This is a genomic window from Cohnella soli, from assembly GCF_042655525.1.
In the GTDB taxonomy this organism is placed as follows: Bacteria; Bacillota; Bacilli; order Paenibacillales; family Paenibacillaceae; genus Cohnella; species Cohnella soli.
Window position 1 is genome coordinate 191,363 of sequence record NZ_JBHSMI010000023.1, and the last position, 22,914, is coordinate 214,276.

At 53.6% G+C, this 22,914-nt stretch carries 23 protein-coding genes; 16 read left to right on the forward strand and 7 right to left on the reverse strand.

Annotated features, from left to right (window positions below; genetic code table 11):
- Positions 1-5: 5 nt before the first annotated feature.
- The 3 genes from ACFPOF_RS11510 to ACFPOF_RS11520 are packed head-to-tail and all read left to right on the forward strand — an operon-like array spanning position 6 to position 2,374.
- Entirely contained in the window at positions 6-1,064 is a 1,059-nt protein-coding gene (locus ACFPOF_RS11510) for an HD-GYP domain-containing protein (protein WP_378132632.1), read from the forward strand.
- A 20-nt stretch (positions 1,065-1,084) separates the two neighbouring features.
- Complete coding sequence (locus ACFPOF_RS11515; RefSeq protein ID WP_378132634.1) at positions 1,085-2,068, forward strand: hypothetical protein; 984 nt, start codon at positions 1,085-1,087, stop codon at positions 2,066-2,068.
- A 27-nt stretch (positions 2,069-2,095) separates the two neighbouring features.
- Complete coding sequence (locus tag ACFPOF_RS11520) at positions 2,096-2,374, forward strand: NHLP leader peptide family RiPP precursor (RefSeq protein WP_378132636.1); 279 nt, start codon at positions 2,096-2,098, stop codon at positions 2,372-2,374.
- On the opposite strand, the gene ACFPOF_RS11525 is transcribed toward ACFPOF_RS11520, so the two are convergent.
- Positions 2,351-4,165, reverse strand: coding sequence for an ATP-binding protein (locus tag ACFPOF_RS11525; protein ID WP_378132638.1), 1,815 nt, complete (start codon positions 4,163-4,165; stop codon positions 2,351-2,353). The genes ACFPOF_RS11520 and ACFPOF_RS11525 overlap by 24 nt on opposite strands.
- A 343-nt stretch (positions 4,166-4,508) precedes the next feature.
- Between ACFPOF_RS11525 and ACFPOF_RS11530 the strand changes: the two genes are divergently transcribed.
- The 5 genes from ACFPOF_RS11530 (at position 4,509) to ACFPOF_RS11550 (ending at position 8,571) form a co-directional block, all read left to right on the forward strand.
- On the forward strand, positions 4,509-4,946 hold the full coding sequence (locus tag ACFPOF_RS11530) for an Rrf2 family transcriptional regulator (protein WP_378132640.1): 438 nt from the start codon (positions 4,509-4,511) through the stop codon (positions 4,944-4,946).
- 112 nt (positions 4,947-5,058) lie between these two features.
- Positions 5,059-5,700, forward strand: a complete 642-nt coding sequence (locus ACFPOF_RS11535) for an NAD(P)-dependent oxidoreductase (RefSeq protein WP_378132642.1) — start codon at positions 5,059-5,061, stop codon at positions 5,698-5,700.
- 113 nt (positions 5,701-5,813) lie between these two features.
- Positions 5,814-6,437 (forward strand): GyrI-like domain-containing protein, encoded by a 624-nt coding sequence (locus ACFPOF_RS11540; RefSeq protein WP_378132644.1) that lies wholly within the window; start codon positions 5,814-5,816, stop codon positions 6,435-6,437.
- Between the two features lie 80 nt (positions 6,438-6,517).
- The gene (rlmN, locus tag ACFPOF_RS11545; RefSeq protein ID WP_378132646.1) at positions 6,518-7,594 is read left to right on the forward strand and encodes a dual-specificity RNA methyltransferase RlmN; all 1,077 of its coding nucleotides are present in this window, start codon (positions 6,518-6,520) and stop codon (positions 7,592-7,594) included.
- A 2-nt stretch (positions 7,595-7,596) separates the two neighbouring features.
- Positions 7,597-8,571 (forward strand): aldo/keto reductase, encoded by a 975-nt coding sequence (locus ACFPOF_RS11550; RefSeq protein ID WP_378132647.1) that lies wholly within the window; start codon positions 7,597-7,599, stop codon positions 8,569-8,571.
- Positions 8,572-8,688: 117 nt separating this feature from the next.
- Here ACFPOF_RS11550 and ACFPOF_RS11555 read toward each other — a convergent pair whose 3' ends face one another.
- The gene (locus tag ACFPOF_RS11555; protein ID WP_378132649.1) at positions 8,689-9,360 is read right to left on the reverse strand and encodes a lysoplasmalogenase; all 672 of its coding nucleotides are present in this window, start codon (positions 9,358-9,360) and stop codon (positions 8,689-8,691) included.
- Between the two features lie 178 nt (positions 9,361-9,538).
- On the opposite strand from ACFPOF_RS11555, the gene ACFPOF_RS11560 reads away from it, so the two are divergent.
- Both ACFPOF_RS11560 and greA read left to right on the forward strand, forming a co-directional pair.
- Positions 9,539-10,111 carry a pyridoxamine 5'-phosphate oxidase family protein gene (locus ACFPOF_RS11560; RefSeq protein WP_378132651.1) on the forward strand — a complete coding sequence of 191 codons (573 nt, stop codon included), beginning with the start codon at positions 9,539-9,541 and terminating at the stop codon, positions 10,109-10,111.
- A gap of 54 nt (positions 10,112-10,165) precedes the next feature.
- Positions 10,166-10,645, forward strand: coding sequence for a transcription elongation factor GreA (greA, locus tag ACFPOF_RS11565; RefSeq protein ID WP_378132653.1), 480 nt, complete (start codon positions 10,166-10,168; stop codon positions 10,643-10,645).
- A gap of 78 nt (positions 10,646-10,723) precedes the next feature.
- Here the strand turns inward: greA and ACFPOF_RS11570 are convergent, their stop codons facing one another.
- Positions 10,724-11,605, reverse strand: a complete 882-nt coding sequence (locus ACFPOF_RS11570; RefSeq protein WP_378132655.1) for a pirin family protein — start codon at positions 11,603-11,605, stop codon at positions 10,724-10,726.
- Between the two features lie 182 nt (positions 11,606-11,787).
- Between ACFPOF_RS11570 and ACFPOF_RS11575 the strand changes: the two genes are divergently transcribed.
- The 4 genes from ACFPOF_RS11575 to ACFPOF_RS11590 all read left to right on the forward strand — a co-directional run bounded on the left by ACFPOF_RS11575 (position 11,788) and on the right by ACFPOF_RS11590 (position 15,060).
- Positions 11,788-12,051 (forward strand): hypothetical protein, encoded by a 264-nt coding sequence (locus ACFPOF_RS11575; RefSeq protein ID WP_378132657.1) that lies wholly within the window; start codon positions 11,788-11,790, stop codon positions 12,049-12,051.
- 89 nt (positions 12,052-12,140) lie between these two features.
- Positions 12,141-12,827 carry an aspartate/glutamate racemase family protein gene (locus ACFPOF_RS11580; protein ID WP_378132659.1) on the forward strand — a complete coding sequence of 229 codons (687 nt, stop codon included), beginning with the start codon at positions 12,141-12,143 and terminating at the stop codon, positions 12,825-12,827.
- An 89-nt stretch (positions 12,828-12,916) separates the two neighbouring features.
- Positions 12,917-13,615 (forward strand): ribose 5-phosphate isomerase A, encoded by a 699-nt coding sequence (rpiA, locus tag ACFPOF_RS11585; protein WP_378132660.1) that lies wholly within the window; start codon positions 12,917-12,919, stop codon positions 13,613-13,615.
- A gap of 542 nt (positions 13,616-14,157) precedes the next feature.
- The gene (locus tag ACFPOF_RS11590; RefSeq protein ID WP_378132662.1) at positions 14,158-15,060 is read left to right on the forward strand and encodes a CAP domain-containing protein; all 903 of its coding nucleotides are present in this window, start codon (positions 14,158-14,160) and stop codon (positions 15,058-15,060) included.
- 366 nt (positions 15,061-15,426) lie between these two features.
- Here the strand turns inward: ACFPOF_RS11590 and ACFPOF_RS11595 are convergent, their stop codons facing one another.
- Entirely contained in the window at positions 15,427-16,317 is an 891-nt protein-coding gene (locus ACFPOF_RS11595) for a LysR family transcriptional regulator (RefSeq protein ID WP_378132664.1), read from the reverse strand.
- 171 nt (positions 16,318-16,488) lie between these two features.
- On the opposite strand from ACFPOF_RS11595, the gene ACFPOF_RS11600 reads away from it, so the two are divergent.
- Positions 16,489-17,559: a branched-chain amino acid aminotransferase gene (locus ACFPOF_RS11600; protein WP_378132666.1), complete on the forward strand. Its 1,071-nt coding sequence runs from the start codon at positions 16,489-16,491 to the stop codon at positions 17,557-17,559.
- Between the two features lie 422 nt (positions 17,560-17,981).
- Here ACFPOF_RS11600 and ACFPOF_RS11605 read toward each other — a convergent pair whose 3' ends face one another.
- On the reverse strand, positions 17,982-19,358 hold the full coding sequence (locus ACFPOF_RS11605; protein ID WP_378132668.1) for an MFS transporter: 1,377 nt from the start codon (positions 19,356-19,358) through the stop codon (positions 17,982-17,984).
- Between the two features lie 70 nt (positions 19,359-19,428).
- Complete coding sequence (locus tag ACFPOF_RS11610; RefSeq protein ID WP_378132670.1) at positions 19,429-20,010, reverse strand: TetR/AcrR family transcriptional regulator; 582 nt, start codon at positions 20,008-20,010, stop codon at positions 19,429-19,431.
- 174 nt (positions 20,011-20,184) lie between these two features.
- Between ACFPOF_RS11610 and ACFPOF_RS11615 the strand changes: the two genes are divergently transcribed.
- Entirely contained in the window at positions 20,185-21,729 is a 1,545-nt protein-coding gene (locus tag ACFPOF_RS11615) for an MDR family MFS transporter (RefSeq protein ID WP_378132672.1), read from the forward strand.
- Between the two features lie 515 nt (positions 21,730-22,244).
- On the opposite strand, the gene ACFPOF_RS11620 is transcribed toward ACFPOF_RS11615, so the two are convergent.
- Positions 22,245-22,853 carry a dihydrofolate reductase family protein gene (locus ACFPOF_RS11620; RefSeq protein WP_378132674.1) on the reverse strand — a complete coding sequence of 203 codons (609 nt, stop codon included), beginning with the start codon at positions 22,851-22,853 and terminating at the stop codon, positions 22,245-22,247.
- Between the last annotated feature and the right edge of the window lie 61 nt (positions 22,854-22,914).

Sequence of the window (22,914 nt, forward strand, 5' to 3'; positions counted from 1 at the left end):
AGATCATGGACTCGATGAATTTGAAACTCGCAAAGATAATGATCGTCGACGACCAAGAGGTTAATATCGGTTTGCTGGAACGAATTTTGCGGCGGGCCGGTTTTTCCGAACTGTACAGTACGATGGATGCTTTGCAGATCGGGAGCATGGTGGAGGAAATCGGGCCGGATATCGTGCTTCTCGATTTACATATGCCTGATATGGACGGCTTGCAGGCGCTCGAAGTCATTCGTGAACGGAAAGGCGCGAACCAGTTTCTTCCGGTGTTGATGCTTACCGCCGACACGACGTCGGAAGCGAGGCAGCGCGGGCTTCAAGCTGGCGTAGATGATTTTTTGACGAAACCTTACGATAGAACCGAAGTGGTCCTGCGTATTCATAACTTGCTGCGGACGCGGTTTCTTCATCTGGAGCTGCAACGCAATAACTCCTTGCTGGAGGAGAAAGTGCAGGAAAGGACGAGGGAACTGAGCCAGGCGCAAGTCGAGATGTTGCAGCTTCTCGGTCGCGCGGGCGAGTTTCGGGACGACATAACGGGCCGGCATACCGCCCGGGTCGGCTACATGTCGGGCTTGATCGCGAAGCAATACGGGCTGTCCGAACGCGAGAGCGATTTGATCCGCCGTGCCGCGCCGCTGCACGACATCGGCAAAATCGGCATTCCCGACGGGCTGTTGCTGAAGCCGGGCCGTTACGAGCCCGAGGAGTTCGAGCGGATGAAGGAGCATACGCTTATCGGGGAAAGCATATTGGCCGGAAGCGCCTTCGAGGTGCTGAAGCTTGCAGGCACAATCGCAAAGTCTCATCATGAGAGATGGGATGGAAGCGGTTATCCGAGCGGCATGCAGGGCGAAGACATTCCCGTTGCCGCGCGTATTGTGGCGCTCGCCGACTTCTACGACGCGCTTACGCACGAACGGCCGTACAAGAGGGCATGGACGCACGAAGAGGCGCTTGAGGAAATTATCAATCAACGTGGGCGGCATTTCGATCCGCGTGTCGTAGATGCATGGCTGGCGCTTGCCGAGCGAGAAGAGGTGCAAAACCTTCAAGAAGCTCGTTAGATCGGGGTGAGCAAATAGGGATGGCGATAGGGACGAATATGGAGTGGATGAAGCAGTTTGAACGCGAGATCGAAGATACGTTCCGGGAAGCCGAGAAAGAGGCTTCCCTATTTCCCTTCCCTTTGAACGGAATCGGGGTGGATCATCTTGCCAAGCTGAACCCGCTCCGAAGCGGACAAGGTTCCAACTTGATCACTTTCTTGCTGCCTTATTGGCTGAGTGAATATGCGGGCAGTTCGCCGGAAGTTGGCCGTGAACTCGCAGTCGGCAATGTCTTCGCGATGCTGCACTTCTTCCTGCTGGACGACGCGATGGATGAGGGCGGGATCATGAAGGGGGCTGGAGCGCCCAGTCGCCGCTTGCTCGCTCTCGGTCAACTCTGCCATGCAGCGTTCCAAGGCCGCTACGATCGGATTGCAGTTCCGGGATGGTCTTGGAGTGCCAGTAATAACGAATATGTGCGTCAGTGGGCTGAAGCTGTCGCCGAAGAGGGCGAGGTTGCTGCTGATCCGGGGGATGTCGGGCGGCTTGCTCGCAAGTCCGCGCCGGTCAAATTGTGCGTCGCAGTCATTCTCCGCTTGTCCGGGCGGGAAGACCGGCTTCCAGAACTGGAGAAGGCGGTCGATTTGGCGCTCGCGACACTGCAACTGTCGGATGATTGGACGGATTGGCGGGAAGATCTGGCAGGAGGACAAGAGAAGTGCAACGCGTTTCTGACGCTTGCGCGCGAACGGATTGCCTTGCCGTTAGCGGAGCCGCTGGACGAGCGACAAGTTCGGCGCGCGATCTACCGGGCGAATGCCGCAGGGGCGCTGTCGGATATCGCGGATGGCTACAGCGAGCGAATGAGCCGTCTAACGGACATTCCGGGCGAATTGTATGCATTCCAGCGGGCGACCGCGGCGGGAATACGTGAAGGTGCGGACGAAGTGGCAGCAGTCAAGACTAGGCTTGCGGTCGAGGGCGGATTGTCCTATTTTTTGTCGCAACACGTCATAAAATGAGAGATTTTTCCTATTTAAGGTGGTATAATGGTTGTGCTACATAACCATCTATTGGAAGGGCGTGCCCGCATGTCTCCAGAAACGTTAAAAGTACAGATTATCCAGAAAGCTTGGGAAGACGCTGCATTCAAAGCTGCTTTGTTGAGCGATCCAAAGAGTGCGATTCTGGATGCGTTCGGCATCGCGATTCCTGAGTCGATTGAGCTGAAAGTCGTTGAAGAAACACCGACGACGTATTATCTCGTATTGCCTCCGAATCCGGAGGACGTCTCAAGCGACCCGTCAAATGTTGGTCTGATGTGGTAATGGAATAGGCTCGGCGAGAGGGAACCGGATCGTAAATTCGGTTCCTTTTCCTTTGGTGCTGGACACTTTGATCGTGCCTTTCATGACTTCCACGATCCGGTATGTCACCATTAAGCCAAGGCCAGTACCTTTAGTCTTGGTTGAGAAGAAAGGCACACCGAGTTTGGCGATTTGGCTTTCCTCCATCCCCTGGCCGTTGTCGGCAATTCGGACAACGGCTTCTTTTCCATCCTCTAGCACTTCGATCTTGATAACTCCGTCTTTGCCCGTTGCTTCGATGCTGTTTTTAATAATGTTGATGAGCGCTTGCTTTAACTTCGATGAATTGCCGTAGATCGTAATATCGCCTTCGCCCGAGAACTCGAGTATTCCGCCATGCAGGGCGGCCATTGGATTCATAATCGCTTCAATTTTTTTGATTTCGGCGATCAGGTCAAGTTGGACGATCGTGTCCAGTTCAGGTTTGGCAAATGTCAGAAAGTCGGTAATAATCTCCGCCGCCCGGTCGAGCTCGTTCGTGGCCAGATCAAAGTAAGGTTTGTCTTTGCTCTCTGTTCTCGAAGACAGCAGTTGAAGAAACCCCCGTGTGACTTGCAGCGGATTACGTACTTCGTGGGCGACGGAGGCTGCCAAATCGCTGATGATTTTCAATTTCTCTGCGCGCTGCAGCCGGTGGTTATACATCTCGAGGTCTTTCGAATAAGCGACGAGTTTGCCGTAATCGGCAGAGATGCGCCTTGCGAGAATGATAACAAGGGCGATCATCATCATAACGACGCCGAATTTCCAGAAATAAAATACGTGTTTACGGTCTGACCAGTAATAGTAGACCAGATCGGAGATTCCGGACAAGGCAAGCAAGAGGATGCCGGCGGACAAAATGATCGCGTTCCGATTCCCTTTCACTGCGTTTATGGCCGTCAACGTAATGATCGAGAGCAATTGCACAAGAATGAAGAAGCCCATCATTTTGACGGACAGGAAATAATAGATGTCGTAATAGCGTTCCGGATCGGACGCATAGAATGCAAGTCCGCATGCACACAGCGCAGAATAGGCCAACTGAACGCGCCGGAACAAAGTAAAGTAGCGGTATTTGCCTTCGAACACTTGATCGATGTAGTCGTTCAAGGCGGGCAGCAGCACGAATAACGATAGATCGAACAAGTGAAGCATAAAGCTCCCATACGGCTTGAAGTAGACATAGAGGAGCGGATTGTATACGACGATGATCGTTCCGGTCGTTAGCGCGATCAGGCACAAGGAGATCCATGAATTCCGCTGTTTCCGATGCAAGTAACCTGAACAGATCAGCATAATGAGCGCCAGGAAAAAGATAGACGAACCAAGCAACAAATCCGGCAGCTCGCGAGTAACGAATCGTTTGGACAACGATTGGAAGTCGTCGATCAGAATGCCGCTGATCAACCCTGCCCTGTTTTTCGGGGTCACGATGCGCAATTCGAGCGTAGTCGGCTGTGCCGAAGAGTCTAACGTCATTAACAACTTGTTGAGATCGACATTTAACGTGCGCTTCGATTCGTAAAGCAGCTTGCCATCCTCATAGACGGATAGCTCCAGGCCGTACAGACGCTCGATGAGTAAGCCCGGATGCTGCCAGTCTGCGGTCGGAGGAACATCGAATTTGACCCACATGCCTCGGATGCCGGATTTCAGATTCGTTTGTTGGTCGCTGCGACTATACGTCTCCCAGCTACGGGAAGAGGAAGGGATGTCCGAGTGTTCTTCACCCGCGGGAATCCACTGTACTTGCCACTTCTCTATGGTCATTCGCTTGCCTTCCGCATGCGCAAGAAGTGAAGGCGACAGCATGAGCAGTGCCAGCCACATGGTCAAGCAACGAAGTAGAAATCGATGTCGAGCCAGCGTGAGTCTCCCCCTCTAAAAAGCCTAAGCCGAAAGTTGTGCATAAATACAACTGTAGAGAAAAATTCGACAGTTTCTTACATAACCCTCCAACAATGAACAACTTTTTCTCTCGGTCGATAACTTAATGATGAATTAACGATAGGCGGCGGATGAAAAAGCAATTGGCGGGTCGGATTGAAAATTTGGAGGATTGACAAAACGATACTGTTGTAACTATAATGGTTACATCGAAAGGGTGTTGCGCATGCAGATCAGCAGCAGATTTTCCATCGCCGTTCACGTGTTATCGTTGCTGGCCATTTCGCCAAGTGCCCACCATACGTCGGAATGGATCGCTGGCAGCGTAGGAACGAATCCTGTTATCATCCGAAGAGTGATCGGGCAGTTGAAAAAGGCGGGACTCGTAAACGTCCGGGCCGGCAGCGGCGGGGCTACGTTGGTGAGAGGGTTAAGCGATATTCGTCTGCTAGACGTCTATCGTGCGGTCGACGTTGTGGAGGAGGGACAATTGTTCCACATGCACGACGAACCGAACCCGCAATGCGAGGTCGGGGCCAATATCGAGGCGGTATTAAGATTGCTCTTCGGCAAGGCTCAGGCGGCGATGGAAGCGGTGCTGGCAGATGTGACGCTGGAGGAACTCGTTCACGTGCTGGCGGAGCGGATCAAAGCGAAAGCTTGATTTGCTTTTTTTATCCGCTTGTTGTAACTGTATTGGTTACACCTGAGCTTCTGCCAGATTTGTGTGCGGACAAACCTTTCGTTAGACAGAACAATTTGGGAGGAAGAATCATATGAAAATCGGAATTATCGGAGCAAGCGGTAAAGCAGGGAGCGTAATCGCGAAAGAGGCGGCATCCCGTGGTCACGAAGTAACGGCGATTGTACGCAGTGCGGCGAAAGTTGCAGACAACGGCTACAGCGTGGTGGAGAAGGAAGTATTCGACTTGACGGCGCAAGACCTCGGCGCGCTTGATGTCGTCGTGAACGCATTCGGCGCTTTGCCCGGTCAGGAGCATCAGCATGTGGAAGCAGGCAGGTCGCTTATCGCGGCGTTGAAGGGCGCGCCGAATACACGCCTGATCGTCGTGGGGGGTGCGGGCAGTTTGTACGTCGACGAAGGGAAAACGCTCCGTGTCGTAGACACGCCCGAGTTCCCGGAGTTGTACAAAGCGACGGCGTTGAACCAGGCGGCAAACTTGGAAGATCTGAAAGCTTCCGCTGGTATACAGTGGACGTTCGTCAGCCCGTCCGCGTTCTTCAATCCGGCAGGTAAGCGCACAGGTGCTTACCGTACGGGCGAAGATCATTTGCTTGTCAACGCGAAGGGTGACAGCTACGTGAGCTATGCCGATTACGCCATTGCGATCGTCGACGAGATCGAGAGCCCGCGGCATGTGAATGCCCGCTTCACGGTCGTCTCGGAAGCGGAGTAATAGCGGCAACGGCGAGTGCCGCACTCCCTCCAACGAGAACACTGACGCGATGGTGTCAGTGTTTTTCGGTTACAATTGGGGCTAAGCTTGAACAATCAGGAGGAGGCACGTTCATGAACGCATCGCAGGACAAAGTAGATTTGATGAAATCGGACAAGTTGTACTATCAGGCTCCGCAACATCCGGTAACGGTGGAGCTGCCCGAGCTAGCTTACTTGTCCATCGAGGGGGAAGGTTCGCCGGATGGAGAGGGCTTCGCCTCCTCTGCTGAAGCGTTATACAAAGCCGCCTATTCGGCGAAGGCGTTGTCCAAGGCGGCGGGGCAAGATTATGTTGTGCCGAGGCTGGAAGGGCTATGGTGGGTCGACGGTAACCGTAACGGGCTTGAGGTGCCGAAGGAAGAGTGGCGTTGGAAGCTGCTGATCAGGTTGCCTGATTTTGTGTCAGAGGCGATGGTCGAAACAGCGCTTGTGCAAGCGGCGGCGAAAAACAAAGACAATGCGTTGATCGGCAAAGTGTCAAGAACGTTGCTGAAAGAAGGTACATGCGTTCAAATGCTCCACGTTGGCCCTTATGCGACGGAGCCGGAGACATTGGGCGCAATGTATGCCTATATGAAGCGGGAGAAACTCGTTCACAATGGGCTGCATCACGAAATCTATATTTCAGACCCTAGGCGATCGGCACCAGAGAAGATGAAAACCATTCTCCGGCAGCCCGTGGACAGTGAGTCATAGGCTGTTTTGCTTGTTTAACGGCCTCTTTTCTGGGACAATAGGAGGCATTAGAACGAGCGACGGGAAAGAGGACGAAGGTCATGAGCAAACAATCCATCTATGGGCTTACTTTCGAGCAGCTCACGGCATGGTTAATCGAGAATGGGCAGAAGAAATCGCGGGCCCTAAGAATATGGGAATGGCTTTATAAGGAACGGGTGTCATCGTTCGCCGACATGACGGACGTGAACGCAGACTGCTTACAGACGCTAGAGGAGCATTTCGTCATTCACACGCTGACGGAGCATACCAAGCAGCAGTCGGCGGACGGGACGGTGAAGTTCTTGTTCCGTCTGAGCGACGGCAATTTGATCGAGACGGTGTTGATGCGGCATAAGTTCGGATTGTCCGTCTGCGTGACGACCCAAGTCGGCTGCAACATCGGCTGCAGCTTCTGCGCGAGCGGATTGCTGAAGAAGAGCCGTGACTTGTCTGCAGGGGAAATTGTCGAACAAATCATGAACGTGCAGCACCACTTGGACCGGGCGGGCGCGGGCGAACTCGTCAGCCATATCGTGGTCATGGGCATCGGCGAACCATTCGATAATTTCGCTAACATGGTCGATTTCCTGAACATCGTCAAGCACCAGAAAGGATTGGCGCTCGCGGGGCGCCACATTACCGTATCGACGAGCGGACTCGCGGACAAAATCCGCGAATTCACCGACGCCGATCTCCGCGTGAACTTGGCCGTGTCGCTCCACGCGCCGAACAACGAGCTGCGGACGCGGATCATGAAGATTAATAAGGCGATCCCGATCGAGAAGCTGATGGATGCGATCGATTATTATTTGGAGAAATCGAACCGCCGGGTAACGCTTGAATATATTTTGCTGAAGGACGTCAACGATCAGCGGGAGCATGCGCTCGAACTTGCGGAGCTTATAGGAGAACGGCGTCGTACACTCGTGAACGTCAACCTGATCCCGTACAATCCGGTCGACGAGCACAGCCAGTACCAACGGACCGACCGCGAGACGGTCAGCGCCTTCTACGATACGCTTAAGAAACAAGGCGTAAGCTGCAGCGTCCGTCTTGAGCATGGCACGGACATCGATGCGGCATGCGGCCAGCTTAGGAGCAAGCAGATCAAAAACGAGGCGCAAAGGAGCGGTTGACGATGAAATATCGGAGACTTGGCGGCAGCGGGTTGGAAGTGTCGGCACTAGGACTCGGCACGAACGCCTTCGGCAAAAGAGCGGACGAAGCAACGTCCATCCGAATCGTGCATCATGCGCTCGACAGCGGCATTAATTTTATCGATACGGCGAACATTTATGCCGGCACCGAGTCGGAGCGGATCATCGGGCTCGCGCTGGAAGGTCGGCGCGAAAGCGCTGTGCTCGCGACGAAAGCCGGTTTGCCGCGCGGAACGGGGGCGAACGAGCGGGGCTCGTCCCGCTTCCATCTGCAGCGAGAGCTGGAAATGAGCTTGCGGCGGCTGAAGACGGATTACGTGGATCTGTACCAGATCCATACGTTCGATCCGAACACGCCGCTCGAAGAGACGCTTCGCGCACTTGACGATATGGTCAGCTCAGGCAAAGTGCGTTACATAGGCGCGTCCAACTACGCGGCCTGGGAGTTGATGAAGGCGCTCGGGATTAGTGACCGGCAAGCGCGCAGCCGCTACGTCTCAACGCAGACGAGCTACTCGCTCGCGGATCGGACGCCGGAGAACGAACTCGTGCCTCTTTGCCTCGACCAGGGCGTCGGGATTATCCCGTATTTTCCGCTTGCGGGCGGGATTTTGAGCGGGAAGTACGTTGCCGGAGCTGAAGCGCCGGCGGACTCGCGCGCGAACACCGACCCCGGATTCCGCCGTTTCCTGGAGGAGCGTTACATCGCGCTTGGGGAACGGGTCAGCCGAATCGCTGCCGACCAAGGCGTATCGTCGAGTGTGTTGTCGCTGGCGTGGCTCATGGGCAAGCCGGCCGTCTCGACAGTTATCGTGGGTGCGACCGGAACGGCGCAACTGGAAGAGAATTTGAAGACCGCCGTATGGGAGCCGGGCGCCGATGTGCTCGCCGAGTTGGACGAGTTAAGCGACGAGTTCTGTTACGGCAAACCGTTCGCTGTGTATCGGTTAAGCTGACGACTGGCGCACTATATACGGCTTCTATTCGACCGGTTATCCGATTGATAAAGCGACGGAGAAGCTTCGGACGGAAACGATCGGAGAAACGGGCTACGCTAAATCTTGAAACATTGTTCAAAGGCTCCGACTGCGAGCGGAAGGACCGATTTTCAAGGTGGCATCCGCGGCGCTTGTTGCGATTAGAAATTGGGCGGCGTAATACGTCAGCATAATAAGCGGTCCGGAATATTCGACGTCGGAGACGAACATGTTCCATGACAAAATGGAGTCGGAGACGAGGAACAACAGGCTGCCTGCAATGGCGGTTGCCTTACCGGTCATGATGGCGGTCCATGCCATAGAACAGATCACGAGAATATACAAGACGACGGGAGCCATCAGGGCTCCTTTGTCGTCTTCGGCTAGCGCGCGGAGCAGCTCAGTTCCCATATACGCAGCGAACAACCCGAGCGGAACGATCGATGCGAAGCGCAGTTTCGAGGGACGATAGCGACGTGCAAACGCCGATACGTAGAACAGGTGGCCGATCAAGAACGCAGACAAGCCGACGACGAACCAACGCAGCGTACCGTCACCGATCATGCAGAAGGCGAGTCCGATCGCGATAAGAGAATGGTAACGTTCCTTGGTTTGGGGAAAGTTCCATACGGCGTACAAGATCATCAGCGCCATCGGGATAAGCTTGAATAGCAATTTAACGGCTTCAGGTTCGGAAGGGATGAGGAAAATATAAACAAGTCCCACAATCGCGATCAGTATGGGCAACGCGGGTTTCAAACGATGCATGACTCTAGGCTCCCATCGATGGATAATGAATTTCCTTAACTTTTCGACGAAATCTCCCGCAATCCTGCCTACTCGTAACTGTCCCGCAAATCGTCCTATGCGTTGGTGGATGAACAATGGTATGGTAGACGTAGGACATTCGGGAACGGTGCAGTCGGGATCACGAGGGGGATTGTTGATGGGAAAACAGTTTGAGTCCATCCTTCCGCAGCACGCGGAGTTCATAAGTATGCAGAAAATATATTTTGTCGGCTCTGCGCCATTGTCGGCGGACGGACACGTGAATTTGTCGCCGAAAGGCCACGATTCTTTGCGGGTGCTGACTCCGAACAGGGTAGCGTACCTCGATCTGACCGGCAGCGGCAACGAGACAAGCGCTCACATCGCAGAGAACGGCAGGATCACGATTATGTTTTGCGCGTTCGAGGGGCCTCCGAATATTTTACGTCTGTATGGCGATGGAACGGTTATCTTGCCTGGAACGGAGGAATGGGCAACGTTGTTTCCGTTATTCGATCCGCTTCCGGGAGCGAGGCAAATTATCGTCGTCGACGTCCATCTCGTGCAGACTTCTTGCGGTTATGCCGTACCGTTCATGGATTATCAAGAGGATCGCCCGACGTTGAATCGATGGGCAGAGCAGAAAGGTGAAGAAGGGCTTGTCGCCTATTGGCAAGAGAAGAACATGCGTACGATTGACGGGATGCCGACGCCCCTTGGGCGGAGCTTATTCGCTTCGCACGATGCATGAGTCGCCCCCGTTTAGGGAACCAAATGAAGTAGAGAGAGCAAGGGAGTGCTAAGGATGGCGAATGAAGAGGTCATACTGACCAAAGAAGGATTGGCGAAATTGCAGGCCGAATTGGACGATCTGAAATACGTCAAACGCAGAGAGCTGGCGGAGCGCATCAAGCTTGCGATCAGCTACGGAGACTTGAAGGAAAACAGCGAATACCACTCGGCGAAGAACGATCAGTCTTTCATGGAAACCCGCATCATCGTGCTGGAAAAAATGCTGAATAACGCCCGTGTCGTTGACGCTGACGGGCTGGGGGCGGATACGGTGCAAGTCGGTTCCGTTGTCGTTCTGAACGATCTGGAGTTCGACGAACGGTTGGAATACCGCATCGTCGGTCCGGCGGAAGCGGACGTGTTGGAAAATAAAATTTCATACGAGAGCCCGCTTGGCAAAGGGGTACTCGGCAAATCCAAAGGAAGCATCGTCAGCGTGGAAGCGCCAATGGGTGTCGTCAAGTACGAGATCGTTGACATTAAACTTGCCTAACCCGGCGATAGAAGTAAAAGGCGACGTCAAGGAAGTGATCCTTGGGTCGCCTTTCGCTATTCGCTGGGTAGTCATTCGTTAGAAATTCGGATTGCCCATTTTGCCTGCCTGGAAGTCTGTGAACGCCTGGATCAGTTCCTCGCGGCTGTTCATGACGAACGGACCATGCTGGAATACCGGTTCGCCTAACGGCTCTCCGCTGAGTACGAACACCAGCGTGTCGTCCGTCTGCCCTTCGATTTCAATCTGCCCGGCGACGTTGTCGAAGAGAATAAACTCTCCTGCGCCGGCCGTCTCCGTTCCGTTTACTTTCGCCGAGCCGCGAAGAACGATTGCCCCGGTGTTAAAGTTGTCCGGCATTTCGAAGCGAGCTTTGCCGCCGGCCTTAAGCGTGATGTCGAACAGATGAATAGGGGTAAACGTCCGCGCCGGACCGCGTACGCCCTCATACTCTCCCGCTATAATCCGTACCGATCCGCTGTCGTCAGGCAATTGGACACGCCCCATAGCGGCTGCGGTCAGTTCCTGGTATTGCGGCGGATGCATTTTGCTGGCTCGCGGGAGATTGACCCAAAGCTGGATCATGTGGAACAGACCGCCCTGACGCGCGAACTCTTTTTCCTGATATTCCTTGTGCAGCAGTCCCGAACCGGCCGTCATCCACTGGACGTCCCCCGGCCCGATGATGCCGTGGTTGCCATAGCTGTCATTGTGCTCGACAGAGCCTTCATATGCGATCGTCACCGTCTCGAAGCCGCGATGCGGATGAGCGCCCACGCCTCTTTGCGCCACCGTAGGCGGGAAGTAGTGAGGTGCATTGTAGTCGAGCAGGAGAAACGGGCTGAATCGCTCTCCGAAATCGTTACCCCCGGGGAAAAAGTTCGATACCCGGAAGCCATCGCCGACCATATGGAACGGAGCGCCTGTATATTTGCCTTCGATGCTGCGATAAGCTGTCATGTTGGTGAACTCCTTTCGGCTTTTGGATGTGATGCTGAATATCTTTATTTTTATTATCTTTATTTTAAGATAAAAACATTCATTCGTCAACCCGCTAACCTGTCCAAGCCGAGTTGGTGTTCGCGAATATCATGTACCGAAGGCGATTCCCGTATTCCGGGGACGATGGAGGGGAGAGAGATATGCGAAAGGTGAAAGCGAACGAAGTAGTAAATCAAGTGTACTCTAACCGGGTGGTTCGTTCGGAGTTCGACGCGAATTGGAGAACGTTCATCGGCAGAGGCGGCTACGTCATCTATGTCGCCACTGCGAACAATGCCAAGGTGACGGTGCTCCTGGGCAACGGTTCGTCGAAGCTGCTGACGTTCGGTAAAGGCGGAAGAGTACTTGTCGGAGGCGGCGGGACGAGCCATTACAGCAAACCGCACACGGTGCAGAACTTATAAGGATATTAGCGGCCGTCCGATAGGATGGCCATTTATGTTACAATCAATTCTAATCGAACCCAATTTACATAAGAAGCGAGAGAATATCGTTGAAGAAAACGAAAATCGGATGCCTGCACGCGCACCCTTCCAATATCGCTTTCATCGAACAAGCGCTTGCCGTGCGCTCGGGGGAGATCGAGCTTCGCCATTACGTCGATTCGGAGTTAGTCAATCGGCTGACAGGAGATCCTTCTTTCGCAGAGGAGCATGGACGGCAAGGAGTCACCGATCAACTCAAGCGGATTGAAGCGGATGGGGCGGATGTGATTATCGTGACGTGCACCAACTATGCAGCGCTGCTCCCGAGAGATCGATTACCCGATGACGTTCCTGTTGTAGGGATCGACGGACCATTTTTGAAAGAAGTATGCCGCAGGAAAGGCCGACAATTGCTTCTGTTCACGAATCCGGCGACAGTGGAAGGAACGATGGGGCGATTGAACGAATGCGCGGCTGCTGCCGGTCTGCAACCGAACGTAGAAGCGAGGCTCATTCCGGGTACATTCGAGTTGGTGATGCAAGGGAAAAAAGAGGAATACGAGCAGGCGTTAGCGGCGTATATTCGGGCTCTACCGGATGGAGAAACTGTCCTTTCCGTTGCACAACTATCTATGGTAGATGTCGCACGGGCCGTCAGCGATGAACGTTTGGCGAGGGGTGCTTCGGCGATCGGTAACCCGCTCGATCCGCTAGTCGCCTATCTTGAGGAGAGAATAATAAGCGACCCAATCTGAGGAGTCGTGATTAATTCCGAAAGTAATCATGGTATAATCATGAATAGTTGAAGGGCATGTCCACATTTTAGACGAGACGGGGTTCAGTCATGATTTGGGATAACAAAATCGCGACCACGCTGCAATGGTCGAGCGAAATCTCCAATAGAGAGCAGAAGGAGAAAGTGGCCGACAAGATCGCCGAGCGCGTGCGTTCGGGCGACGTCATCGGCGTCGGATCCGGCTCCACATCTTACTTGGCGCTGCTGGCTATCAGCAGGAAAGTGAAGGAGCAGAAGCTGGACGTTCTCGCGATTCCGACATCGCATGAAGTATCGCTTGCGTGCTCGATCGTCGGATTAAAGACAACGACATTGCAGAACGCGCGTCCGGACTGGGCGTTCGACGGCGCCGACGAAGTCGATCCGCAGAAAGGGCTCATCAAGGGTAGAGGGGGCGCAATGTTCGCCGAGAAGCTCGTTATTAAGAGCTCTCCGGAAAATTACATTCTCGTCGACTCCTCGAAATTCGTCTCCTACTTGGGTGAGAAATTCGCTGTGCCGGTCGAAGTCGACCCTCGGGCCATTAATCTGGTGGAAAATGAACTTCTGAAGCTCGGCGCACGAGAGATCGACCTTCGTCTGGCGAAGGGCAAAGACGGCCCGATCATTACGGAAGCGGGCAACTTAATCGTCGACGTACGATTCAACAAGATCACTTCCGATTTCGAGAAAGAGATCAAAGCGATTCCGGGCGTCATCGAGTCGGGCTTGTTCATCGGTTACGAAGTCGAGATTCTAACGACTTGATAAAATGTGTTCACAGCCATGTCCTGGCGTTTGTCGGGATGTGGCTTTTTTGTTGCGATTAATGGTTTTCGCGATCAGCGTGAGGCTGTCGACTGCTTACAAAGGCGCCTTGAACAGGGCTTCGAGCGCTGAGTTACTTACGAGGGCGTATTAAATCTGCCCGAACGGAACTTGTGTACGCTGAGTTACTTACGAAGGCGCATTAAATCTGCCCGAACGGAGCTTGTGAACGCTGAGTTACTTACGAAGGCGCATTAAATCTGCCTTGAACAGGGCTTCGAGAGCTGAGTTACTTACGAGGGCGCATTAAATCTGCCCGAACGGAGCTTGTGAGCGCAGAGTTACTTACGAGGGCGCATTAAATCTGCCTAAACGGAGCTTGTGAGCGCTGAGTTACTTACGAAGGCGCATTAATTTGCCTGATCGACAACCTCAGCGGAAATATTATTTCGTCGAAATCGTGCCGGCAAGCGGAGGAGAGCGACTTTTTTTTGCCGATGCGGGGAACAGTAACGGAGAATCCGATGAGAAAGGGGATCGACATGAAACGATTATGGATCGGGTGCTCCGCTCTGTTGTTGCTGAGCGCATGCGGCACAGCCGGCAAGGACGGCGCCCGGATGAACATGCATGGGAATATGCATGGGAACGGTTATATGCCTCGCGTCAGCTCCGTCGAAACCACGCAGCCGGTTAACCAGCAGATGATACGAAGCAACGATACGTTGCAAAGCATTGCGGACCGGTTCCACGTTAACCTGGAAGATTTGATTCGCGCGAATCCGAACTTGGCGGGCTACCTCAACAATCCGAACGCTACTATCGGAGTTGGTAATGGCACCGGCACGGGCGCGGGAGCCGGTACGGGCACAGGGACAGGCGCGGGAGCCGGTACGGGCACAGGGACAGGCGCCGGCAACGGTAGGGGCACTGGAGCGGGAGTCGGTAACGGAGCGAACATGGGCGCCGGGAACGGCTACCAAGGGGGCGCTCCGCAAGGCTCGCCGGCCAATCCGGGCCAAAACCAAGGAACGGTCAACGTACCTGCGAACAGCAACTTGACGGGCTACGAGCAACAAGTGCTCGAGCTTACGAATCAGGAAAGGCAGAAGGCCGGGTTGTCCGCATGCGCGGGAACGGACGCTAACTTGAACCGTTCCGCACACGCGAAGTCGGAAGATATGGCGGCAAAAGGATACTTCGCACATGATTCGCCAACATACGGCGATCCGTTCGCAATGATGCGTAACTTCGGCGTACAATATCAATCCGCAGGCGAGAACATCGCCATGGGGCAACCGACGCCTGCCGAAGTCGTGAAAGCTTGGATGAACTCGCCGGGACACCGGGCAAACATCCTGAAAGGCGAGTACACCCACCTCGGGGTAGGTTACGTCATTCAGAACGGCAAAGCTTACTGGACACAGCAGTTTATTCAGAAGTAATTGAACTATCGACGGATAATACAGGCGGACGGTAAATTGCGCGAATGAAACTGTCATGTTATGATTAGGATAGAAAAAGGAGCCGGATGGCCGTCCGACTCCCTGCACAACATATTGGATGGGAAACCTCCAGTCAAAGACCAGAAAATAACCCGCAGGCCGTCAACCTGGGCGGGTTATTTTCGTTTTTTCAGATATGTGAGCAATGTCAGCAAAAACATGCCGAGCATAATCACTTCTGTCAACGAAAATTGCATGAGCATCACCCCCGCTCTGGAGGCGATACTTTCCCACCCAAGTCTGTTGTACATCCACATTATACCGAAATAATCCAAAGATTGATAGCTGAGCAGGTTTTCTTGTGAACTAACCAAGAAACATATCCATGAAGTGACGAGCACCTTTGGACAAGTGGCGGTCTTTCAGCCAGACGAGCCCGACATCGCTTTGGAATTCGGCGTCTGCGATTGCCAATTGCTTGATGCTCGGCAGCGCGAACGTATTCATGACCGAAGCAGGCAGGATGGCGATGCCGATGCCGCTGGCAACGAGGGATACGGTGATGGCAACGCTGGAACATTCGCTAATAATTCGCGGCTCCAACCCCCGTTGGCCGAATTCGTGGAAAATGCGGTCGTGCATGCCGGTTGTTCGGTCGGTTTTCAATGTGAGGAAAGGGAGCTTCGCGAGTTCTTTCAGCGTCAAACTCTGCTCTTCGGGGGCCGGGCTCCAATCAGCGGGAACGATGGCGACGAACGGATCGGAAGGCAGCGGAAGGACAGAATAATGTTGCGACTGAAAGTCGGATTGGAAAGGCAACCGCGAAACAATCAGTTCAATGTCTCGACTCTCCAATAATTCTCCGAGCAGGAAATGATCGCCCTCCTGCAGTTTGAACGTAACCGCCGGATACTTCTCCGTGAACCGACGAATGGCGGGCGGCAGCAAAGAGATGCAGGAGACAACCGCTCCCACCGATAGAACGCCATGGACGCCTTCCCCGAGCTTCTGTACGTAAGTGATCGTCTCGTCGAACTGGTTCATGAGCGCAAGCGCTCTCTGACGGAGCGACTCTCCCGCCTGCGTCAATCGAAGCTGCTTGCCCATCCGGTCGAACAAGACGACACCAAGCTCCTGCTCCATCAGCTTGAGCTGCCGGCTAAGCGGTGGCTGCTCCATATTGAGCTGTTTGGCCGCTCGCGTAATTTGGCCTTCGTTAGCGATCGCGAGGAAGTAGCGCAACTGTCTCATATCCATTTTCGGCGAAACCTCCCGAATCCTTGGATTCCGAATTCCATAACATACCCGGAAGGTATGAATGACAAATAAAACAGATATTATCAATATACTTACTGCTCTGCTATCATTCAACTATAAGCAGGAGCTACAGCGCTCTAATTACCGATACGGCAAGGAGAAGATGACCGAATGCCCCTCAGTAAAATCACCGTGGAATTGACGAACGCCCCCAAGAACAAGCCGGATAACGACAAGCTTGGATTCGGGAAATATTTTACCGACCATATGTTCATTCTCGATTACGATGCCGGCAAAGGATGGCACGACCCGCGTATCGTACCTTATCAGCCGATCGCCCTCGATCCTGCGGCCAAAGTGTTCCACTATGGGCAGACGGTATTCGAAGGGATGAAAGCGTACAAAACGCCGGAAAATTCCATTTTGTTGTTCCGTCCGTACAAAAATCTTCAGCGGCTGAATCGTTCGAGCGCGCGTCTGAGCATTCCGCATATCGACGAAGGGCTTGTCATCGAGGCTTTGAAGCAGCTTATCTTGGTCGACAAGGACTGGATTCCCGACGAGCAAGGCACATCTCTCTACATCCGTCCGTTCGTGATTTCGACGCAGCCGACGCTTGGCGTGCAGCCGTCCGAACAATACAAGTTCATGATCATCCTGTCTCCCGTCGGTTCCTATTACGCCGAAGGCATTAATCCGGTCAACATTTTCGTGGAATCCGAATACGTTCGCGCGGTAACCGGCGGCATCGGCAATGCGAAAACGGGCGGCAACTACGCGGCGGGACTGAAGGCGCAGCAGGAAGCGACGGAGAAAGGTTACTCCCAGGTGCTGTGGCTGGACGGCGTTCATCGCAAATATATCGAAGAAGTCGGCAGCATGAACGTCTTCTTCAAAGTCGGTGATAAAGTGATCACCCCTGCGCTGAACGGCAGCATCCTCGACGGTGTAACGCGGGATTCGGTCATTCGATTGCTTAAGCATTGGAAAATCGAAGTGGAAGAGCGGACGATCTCGATCGACGAACTCGTGGACGCTTACCGCGGCGGTCAGCTAAAAGAGGCGTTCGGTACCGGAACGGCGGCCGTCATCTCCCCGATCGGCGAGCTGAATTGGCAGGGCGACAAGCTGACGCTGAACGGTGGCAAAACAGGCGAACTATCGGCTCGCGTATACGAGTTCATGACCGGTCTGCAACGCGGCTTGATCGAAGATCCGTTCGGCTGGATCGAGAAACTGTAGGGTATTTGTAGAAACGGCAGTCAGGGACGCAGGGATGCGTTCCGGGCCGCCGTTTTTGCTGCTATTGCACGATCAACAAACAAACGTCTGATACTAGCCCCCAGTTATTAACCCATCGTCAAACCTAACCCCGCTGCCCCCACCGTCATGCCGATAGCACACTGACAGACGCTATCGACGTACGACCAGGCAGCCTGCCCACCAATAGCGCACCGACAGACGCTATCGACGTAAGACTAGGCTGCTTGCCCACCAATAGCGTACCGACAGACGCTATCGACGTACAACCAGGCTGCCAGCCCATCAATAGCGAACTAACAGACGCTATCGATGCACGACCAGGGGAAGGGTTTTCGCTTGTCTGTGAAGGGTGACGCCGTAGTTTTTTATGCCGGAAAGTATGAAGCCTCACTGCGACCCAGTTACTTGGCAGCAACGGCCGCAGGGACGAGAACCGCCTGAGCTTTCCCGAACCGCACGCGGTAAAAGATCAAAATAACGACAAGCAACAGCGCAAGCACGAGGTACAGATTGCTGAAAGCATAACCTTCGGGGTGCGAGTTCAGAGGGTTCCAGTTCACGGATGAGCTTTGTGAAGCAAGAATGCCGTATATGCTGGCCGCAAGCCCTTGGGAGATGAAGTTCATCATGGAGAAGAGTCCCATGCCCACTCCGGCTTGCTCCTTCGACAACGTTCTGGAGACGGCGCTCGACATCGAGATTTGAACGAAAGATTGGCCGACATTGCCCAAGATAAGGAACAATGAGATCCAGAGCGGGGGAATGCCGACGAAGATGGAGAGCAGCAGGAAGAAAGCGATCAGACTGCAGGCGGCAACCGTAAATACGTAAGATGAGCCTTTGCGGTCCGCGAGCTTGCCGCCTTGCCTGCCGACGATAGCGGACACGATAGCGGCGGGAACTAGCGCGAATCCGATTTGGCCGGACTCCAGATGATACACATTGGACAGCAAGATCGGCGTCATAAAATACAGCGAAGTGATGATGCAGCCGACAAGAAAGATGAGTGCGAGCAAGATCGTGTAAGGCTTGTTCCGAAATAATCGAGGCTGAATGAAAGCTTCTTCGGGTTTGACCGACCGGACGCGTGCAACGAATAAGAGGAGCGAGATGGCCCCCGTGATCCCGTACGTCCATTCCAGCTTCGTGACCGCCAGCAGAATGGCGGAGATCGAAGCGGCAAGCAAAGCACCGCCGAGCCAGTCGAACTTCGACGCGGGTCCTTTCGGCTCGTTCGCGAGGTTGCGGCGGAACACAGGCAATAGCACCAATATGAGCAGCGACGGGAGGAACAACCATCGCCAGTCGGCTACGCTGGATATAATGGCCGCAACGACCGGTCCCAAGGCGCCGCCTAGCGCGAGTCCGACAGCGGTCATACTAACGGCCGAACCGCGTTGTTCCGGAGAGAAGTAGCGCACCGGAATGAGCAGAGCGAGAGCGGGGAGAGCTGCGGCACCTGCGGATTGCATGCATCTTCCGGCGAGAGCAAGCCAGAACGTATGCGAGACGAGACCGACAAGCGATCCCGCGGCGAACAGCGTTAGCCCGAACGTGATGAGGGTTTTCAATTGGAATCGGTCCGCGAGCTTTCCGTAGGTGACGGTGCCGAACGCGTAGATCAGCGTATAAGCGGTTGTCAGCCAACTCGTCTGCGCCAGCGTCATTCCGAATTCCTGGCTAATCTGCGGGAGGACGATATTAAACATCAGTGCGCTCATCGAAGAAATCATCACCGTAAACATCATAAGACGCATGAGAACCGGACCTTTGTTCATCGTTAACCTTCTCCTTTTTCGATATCGAATTGTGTGCAAGTGCATACTTGCATTTTGCGGGTAAAAAAAGCTAGGGGGTTAAAGCCCTAGCGAAAATCCGTACGCTCTCCTCGATAAAATCGGCCAATTCCGCTTCCTCGAGATGATTGCGGAAGACGCCGTGATTCATTTCCAGATAAGCTCTGGCTTGAATCTCTTGCTTCCCGGGAGGAATAACCAAACCGCGCTCGGCCATCCCGGTCAAATAGTTCGCGAGCAGCATCCTCAGGTGCTTCGGGTGCCGTCTCGCTTCCTGGTACACCTCATCCGGCAGATGGCTGGTGCCTCGCTGGATAATCATGAACAACTTTCGGTTGCTATTCATGATTTTGTGATAGGTGCGGCTAATCAGAAGCAGGTCCTCATGCAAGCTCCCTTGCAACGATTCGCCGAACAGCTTCGTCATCGCATCCGCATAGTGGAAGCGCGCGAACGCCGCCGCGACCAGCTTCTCCTTCGTGCCGTAATGACGAAACAACGTCACTTCGTTCACGCCGGCTTCCGCCGCGATTTCTTTCGTTGTCGTGGCTGCGTAGCCCTTCTCCGCCATTAGGTCGATCGCAGCAAGCAGCAACTTGTCAGCGGTCGTTCGTTTGCTACGATCCTCGCTCATCGGTATCTCCGCCTTGTTTGCAAGTACTTACTTACATTCATAGTATACGGTGAAGAAATCGCATTGTAAACCATTGAATCAAATTTTTTTCGAAATCGTGCGTAAACACTGACCGACAGTTGTCAGTGTTCGAATCGTACAATGAAATCAAGAAATGAGGCGAGAGACGAAAGGATGAGGAAATTGACGAACAACGTAACGAAAGCGGGATGGGTGCTCGCGGGATTGCTGCTTTCCATTCTGATGGCTTCCATGGACAATACGATCGTGTCGACCGCGATGGGAACGATCGTCGGAGAGCTCGGCGGGCTCGACAAGTTCGTGTGGGTGACATCGGCTTACATGGTGGCGGAGATGGCGGGGATGCCGATCTTCGGCAAACTGTCGGATATGTACGGTCGCAAAAGATTTTTCGTATTCGGGATGCTCATGTTTATGCTGGGCTCGATCCTGTGCGGGACTGCGAATTCCATCGTTGAGCTCAGTATTTACCGTGCGATTCAAGGCATCGGCGGCGGTGCGCTCGTGCCGATCAGCTTTACGATTTTGTTCGACGCGGTTTCTCCGGAAAAAAGAGGCAAGCTGATGGGCATGTTCGGCGCGGTGTTCGGATTGTCGAGTATTTTCGGACCGCTTCTTGGTTCGTACATCGCGGAGTATGTAAGCTGGCAATGGATTTTCTACATCAACTTGCCGATCGGTTTGGTCGCGTTAGTGATGGTTGCCAAGTTCTACAAAGAGTCTTTGTCCCATGCTAAACAACGCATCGATTGGCTCGGTGCGGCAACGTTGGTCGGAGCGGTCGTCAGCCTGATCTTCGCTCTCGAACTCGGCGGCAAAATGTACGCTTGGAACTCCGCCCAAATTCTCGGTTTGTTCGCTGGATTCGCGGTGTTCGGAACGTTGTTCCTGTTCGCGGAGAAGCGGGCTGTCGAACCGATCATTTCGTTCAGCATGTTCCGCGACCGTCTGTACGCTTCCAGCAGCGTTGTCGCCATGTTAAGCGGTGCGGCCTTCATCGCTGCTTCAGTATATATCCCGATCTACATTCAGGGCGTGCTCGGCGGAACGGCGACGAATTCAGGCCTGGTGCTGCTGCCGATGATGCTCGGAACGGTAGTTACGGCGACGATGGGCGGCATGCTTATGACCAAGTTAAGCTACAGAACGATTATGGTGTCTACGCTTGTGCTGCTCATTGCTGGAATTGCGCTGTTGACGACGATTACGCCGGATACGTCCCGGGTCGTCGTGACGCTGGAGATGATACTCGTCGGTCTTGGCATCGGCGCATCGTTCTCGGTGCTCACGAATGCGGCAATTCACAGCCTGGCACCTAACAAACGCGGTGCGGCGACGTCCACGGTGAACTTCCTTCGTTCGTTCGGCATGATGGTCGGCATTACGATCTTCGGCATTTTCCAAAGCCACGCGATGACCGACAACTTGGCTAAGGCGTTCGGCGGCTCCGGTTCGAAAGCCGTTCCTCCGGGCCTGAACTTGAACGATCCGTATGCGCTGCTGAACCCTGCGGTGCGAGCGGCAATGCCGGAAAGCACGCTGCATGCGGTGCTGAACGGCTTGTCTTCCTCGATCTCCGAAGTGTTCGCTTGGGGATTGATCCCCGCAATCTTGTCGCTGGCCGCAGCCTTATATATGCGCCGCGAGAAGTTCGATCCGAAGGCGGAGATGGATGCGAGGGCTGCAGCCGCTCATTAACTATTCAATCCGCAGCATCGTAGGAGCCAGGCCGGGCTGGGTCTGGGGACTAAATTTCATACAAAGCGATGCACAAGGTAGTCTGTCTGAAGGCGTCTGTACGAAATCTCGTACAAAGCGAGGCACGAGGTAGCCTGTCTGAAGGCGTTTGTACGAAATTTCATACAAAGCGAGGCACAAGGTAGCCCGACTGTAGGTGTTTATACGAAATTTCGTACAAAGTGGTGCACGAGGTAGTCTGTCTGAAGGCGTCTGTACGAAATCTCGTACAAAGCGAGGCACGAGGTAGCCCGTCGGATGACGCTTACGATGAATCGGTAACTGGACGGTCATTAGAATTGAAAAAGCGCGATTTTAGCGCGAATTTAAAAGAAGATCAAAGGGAGCGTGTGAAAAAATGATCATCAAACGGCAATGTCATTAAGTTAAGGCACAGGGCAAATAAATCAAGAAAAAAGAGCAGTTATCGAAAGATAGCTGGCTCTTTTTTTTGCACGAAAGTCTGCCCGGTTGAACTATGCTTTAGCGGGTCTGTAGGTTACCAAGAGGGAACCGACCTTAAGAGCTTTAACGTCCACGAGATGGAATTCCTTCTGCTCCTTAAGATTGTCAAACAAATGCTCGCCTACGTTGACCACAACCGGGTGCATGACGATCTGATATTCGTCAATAAGGTTTGCGTTTGCAAGTGATCGCACGAGCGTCGGACTACCGAAAATAACAATGTCGCCACCGTCACCGCTTTTTAAGTCCTTAATTTGCTCTTCTATATTGCTGCCGGTCAATTGTTTTGGAGCTTCAAAATCTCCCCATTTTAGCTGGTCGAGCGGGCGGACGTTTGATACAACTAGTTTGTGGGCGTTGTTTATCTTATCACCCAGACTTGAACCTCCATCGTCCCGTTTAGCCCCTCGCATAGTCGGCCACTTTCTAGAGAGGTCTTCGTAAGTTCCGCGGCCAAGCAAAAGGGTATCGGCTGTCTCGAAAATTTTTAATAGATACTGAGATCCTTCCTCGATGCCGGCGCTATTCCTCCAGACCGCCCAGTTGGTTTTGTCTTCGCTTGGGTCGCCGGTGACAACTCCATTCAAAGTACTGTGAATGAATAGAATGATCCTACGCATGAACTCTCGCCCTTTCTATCTTTGATACTCGTCATTTTGCTTCTCATTTATTTAGACGAAA

Excerpts from the sequence above, each read along its gene's own strand:
- rlmN (WP_378132646.1), top strand. The coding sequence starts at position 6,518 with ATGAGCAAACAATCCATCTATGGGCTTACTTTCGAGCAGCTCACGGCA.
- ACFPOF_RS11605 (WP_378132668.1), bottom strand. The coding sequence starts at position 19,358 with ATGAACAAAGGTCCGGTTCTCATGCGTCTTATGATGTTTACGGTGATG.
- ACFPOF_RS11595 (WP_378132664.1), bottom strand. The coding sequence starts at position 16,317 with ATGGATATGAGACAGTTGCGCTACTTCCTCGCGATCGCTAACGAAGGC.
- ACFPOF_RS11555 (WP_378132649.1), bottom strand. The coding sequence starts at position 9,360 with ATGCATCGTTTGAAACCCGCGTTGCCCATACTGATCGCGATTGTGGGA.
- ACFPOF_RS11600 (WP_378132666.1), top strand. The coding sequence starts at position 16,489 with ATGCCCCTCAGTAAAATCACCGTGGAATTGACGAACGCCCCCAAGAAC.
- ACFPOF_RS11610 (WP_378132670.1), bottom strand. The coding sequence starts at position 20,010 with ATGAGCGAGGATCGTAGCAAACGAACGACCGCTGACAAGTTGCTGCTT.
- ACFPOF_RS11570 (WP_378132655.1), bottom strand. The coding sequence starts at position 11,605 with ATGACAGCTTATCGCAGCATCGAAGGCAAATATACAGGCGCTCCGTTC.
- ACFPOF_RS11540 (WP_378132644.1), top strand. The coding sequence starts at position 5,814 with ATGAACGCATCGCAGGACAAAGTAGATTTGATGAAATCGGACAAGTTG.
- rpiA (WP_378132660.1), top strand. The coding sequence starts at position 12,917 with ATGATTTGGGATAACAAAATCGCGACCACGCTGCAATGGTCGAGCGAA.
- ACFPOF_RS11590 (WP_378132662.1), top strand. The coding sequence starts at position 14,158 with ATGAAACGATTATGGATCGGGTGCTCCGCTCTGTTGTTGCTGAGCGCA.
- greA (WP_378132653.1), top strand. The coding sequence starts at position 10,166 with ATGGCGAATGAAGAGGTCATACTGACCAAAGAAGGATTGGCGAAATTG.
- ACFPOF_RS11560 (WP_378132651.1), top strand. The coding sequence starts at position 9,539 with ATGGGAAAACAGTTTGAGTCCATCCTTCCGCAGCACGCGGAGTTCATA.
- ACFPOF_RS11620 (WP_378132674.1), bottom strand. The coding sequence starts at position 22,853 with ATGCGTAGGATCATTCTATTCATTCACAGTACTTTGAATGGAGTTGTC.
- ACFPOF_RS11550 (WP_378132647.1), top strand. The coding sequence starts at position 7,597 with ATGAAATATCGGAGACTTGGCGGCAGCGGGTTGGAAGTGTCGGCACTA.
- ACFPOF_RS11530 (WP_378132640.1), top strand. The coding sequence starts at position 4,509 with ATGCAGATCAGCAGCAGATTTTCCATCGCCGTTCACGTGTTATCGTTG.
- ACFPOF_RS11615 (WP_378132672.1), top strand. The coding sequence starts at position 20,185 with ATGAGGAAATTGACGAACAACGTAACGAAAGCGGGATGGGTGCTCGCG.
- ACFPOF_RS11575 (WP_378132657.1), top strand. The coding sequence starts at position 11,788 with ATGCGAAAGGTGAAAGCGAACGAAGTAGTAAATCAAGTGTACTCTAAC.
- ACFPOF_RS11515 (WP_378132634.1), top strand. The coding sequence starts at position 1,085 with ATGGCGATAGGGACGAATATGGAGTGGATGAAGCAGTTTGAACGCGAG.
- ACFPOF_RS11535 (WP_378132642.1), top strand. The coding sequence starts at position 5,059 with ATGAAAATCGGAATTATCGGAGCAAGCGGTAAAGCAGGGAGCGTAATC.
- ACFPOF_RS11520 (WP_378132636.1), top strand. The coding sequence starts at position 2,096 with ATGGTTGTGCTACATAACCATCTATTGGAAGGGCGTGCCCGCATGTCT.
- ACFPOF_RS11525 (WP_378132638.1), bottom strand. The coding sequence starts at position 4,165 with ATGACCATAGAGAAGTGGCAAGTACAGTGGATTCCCGCGGGTGAAGAA.
- ACFPOF_RS11510 (WP_378132632.1), top strand. The coding sequence starts at position 6 with ATGGACTCGATGAATTTGAAACTCGCAAAGATAATGATCGTCGACGAC.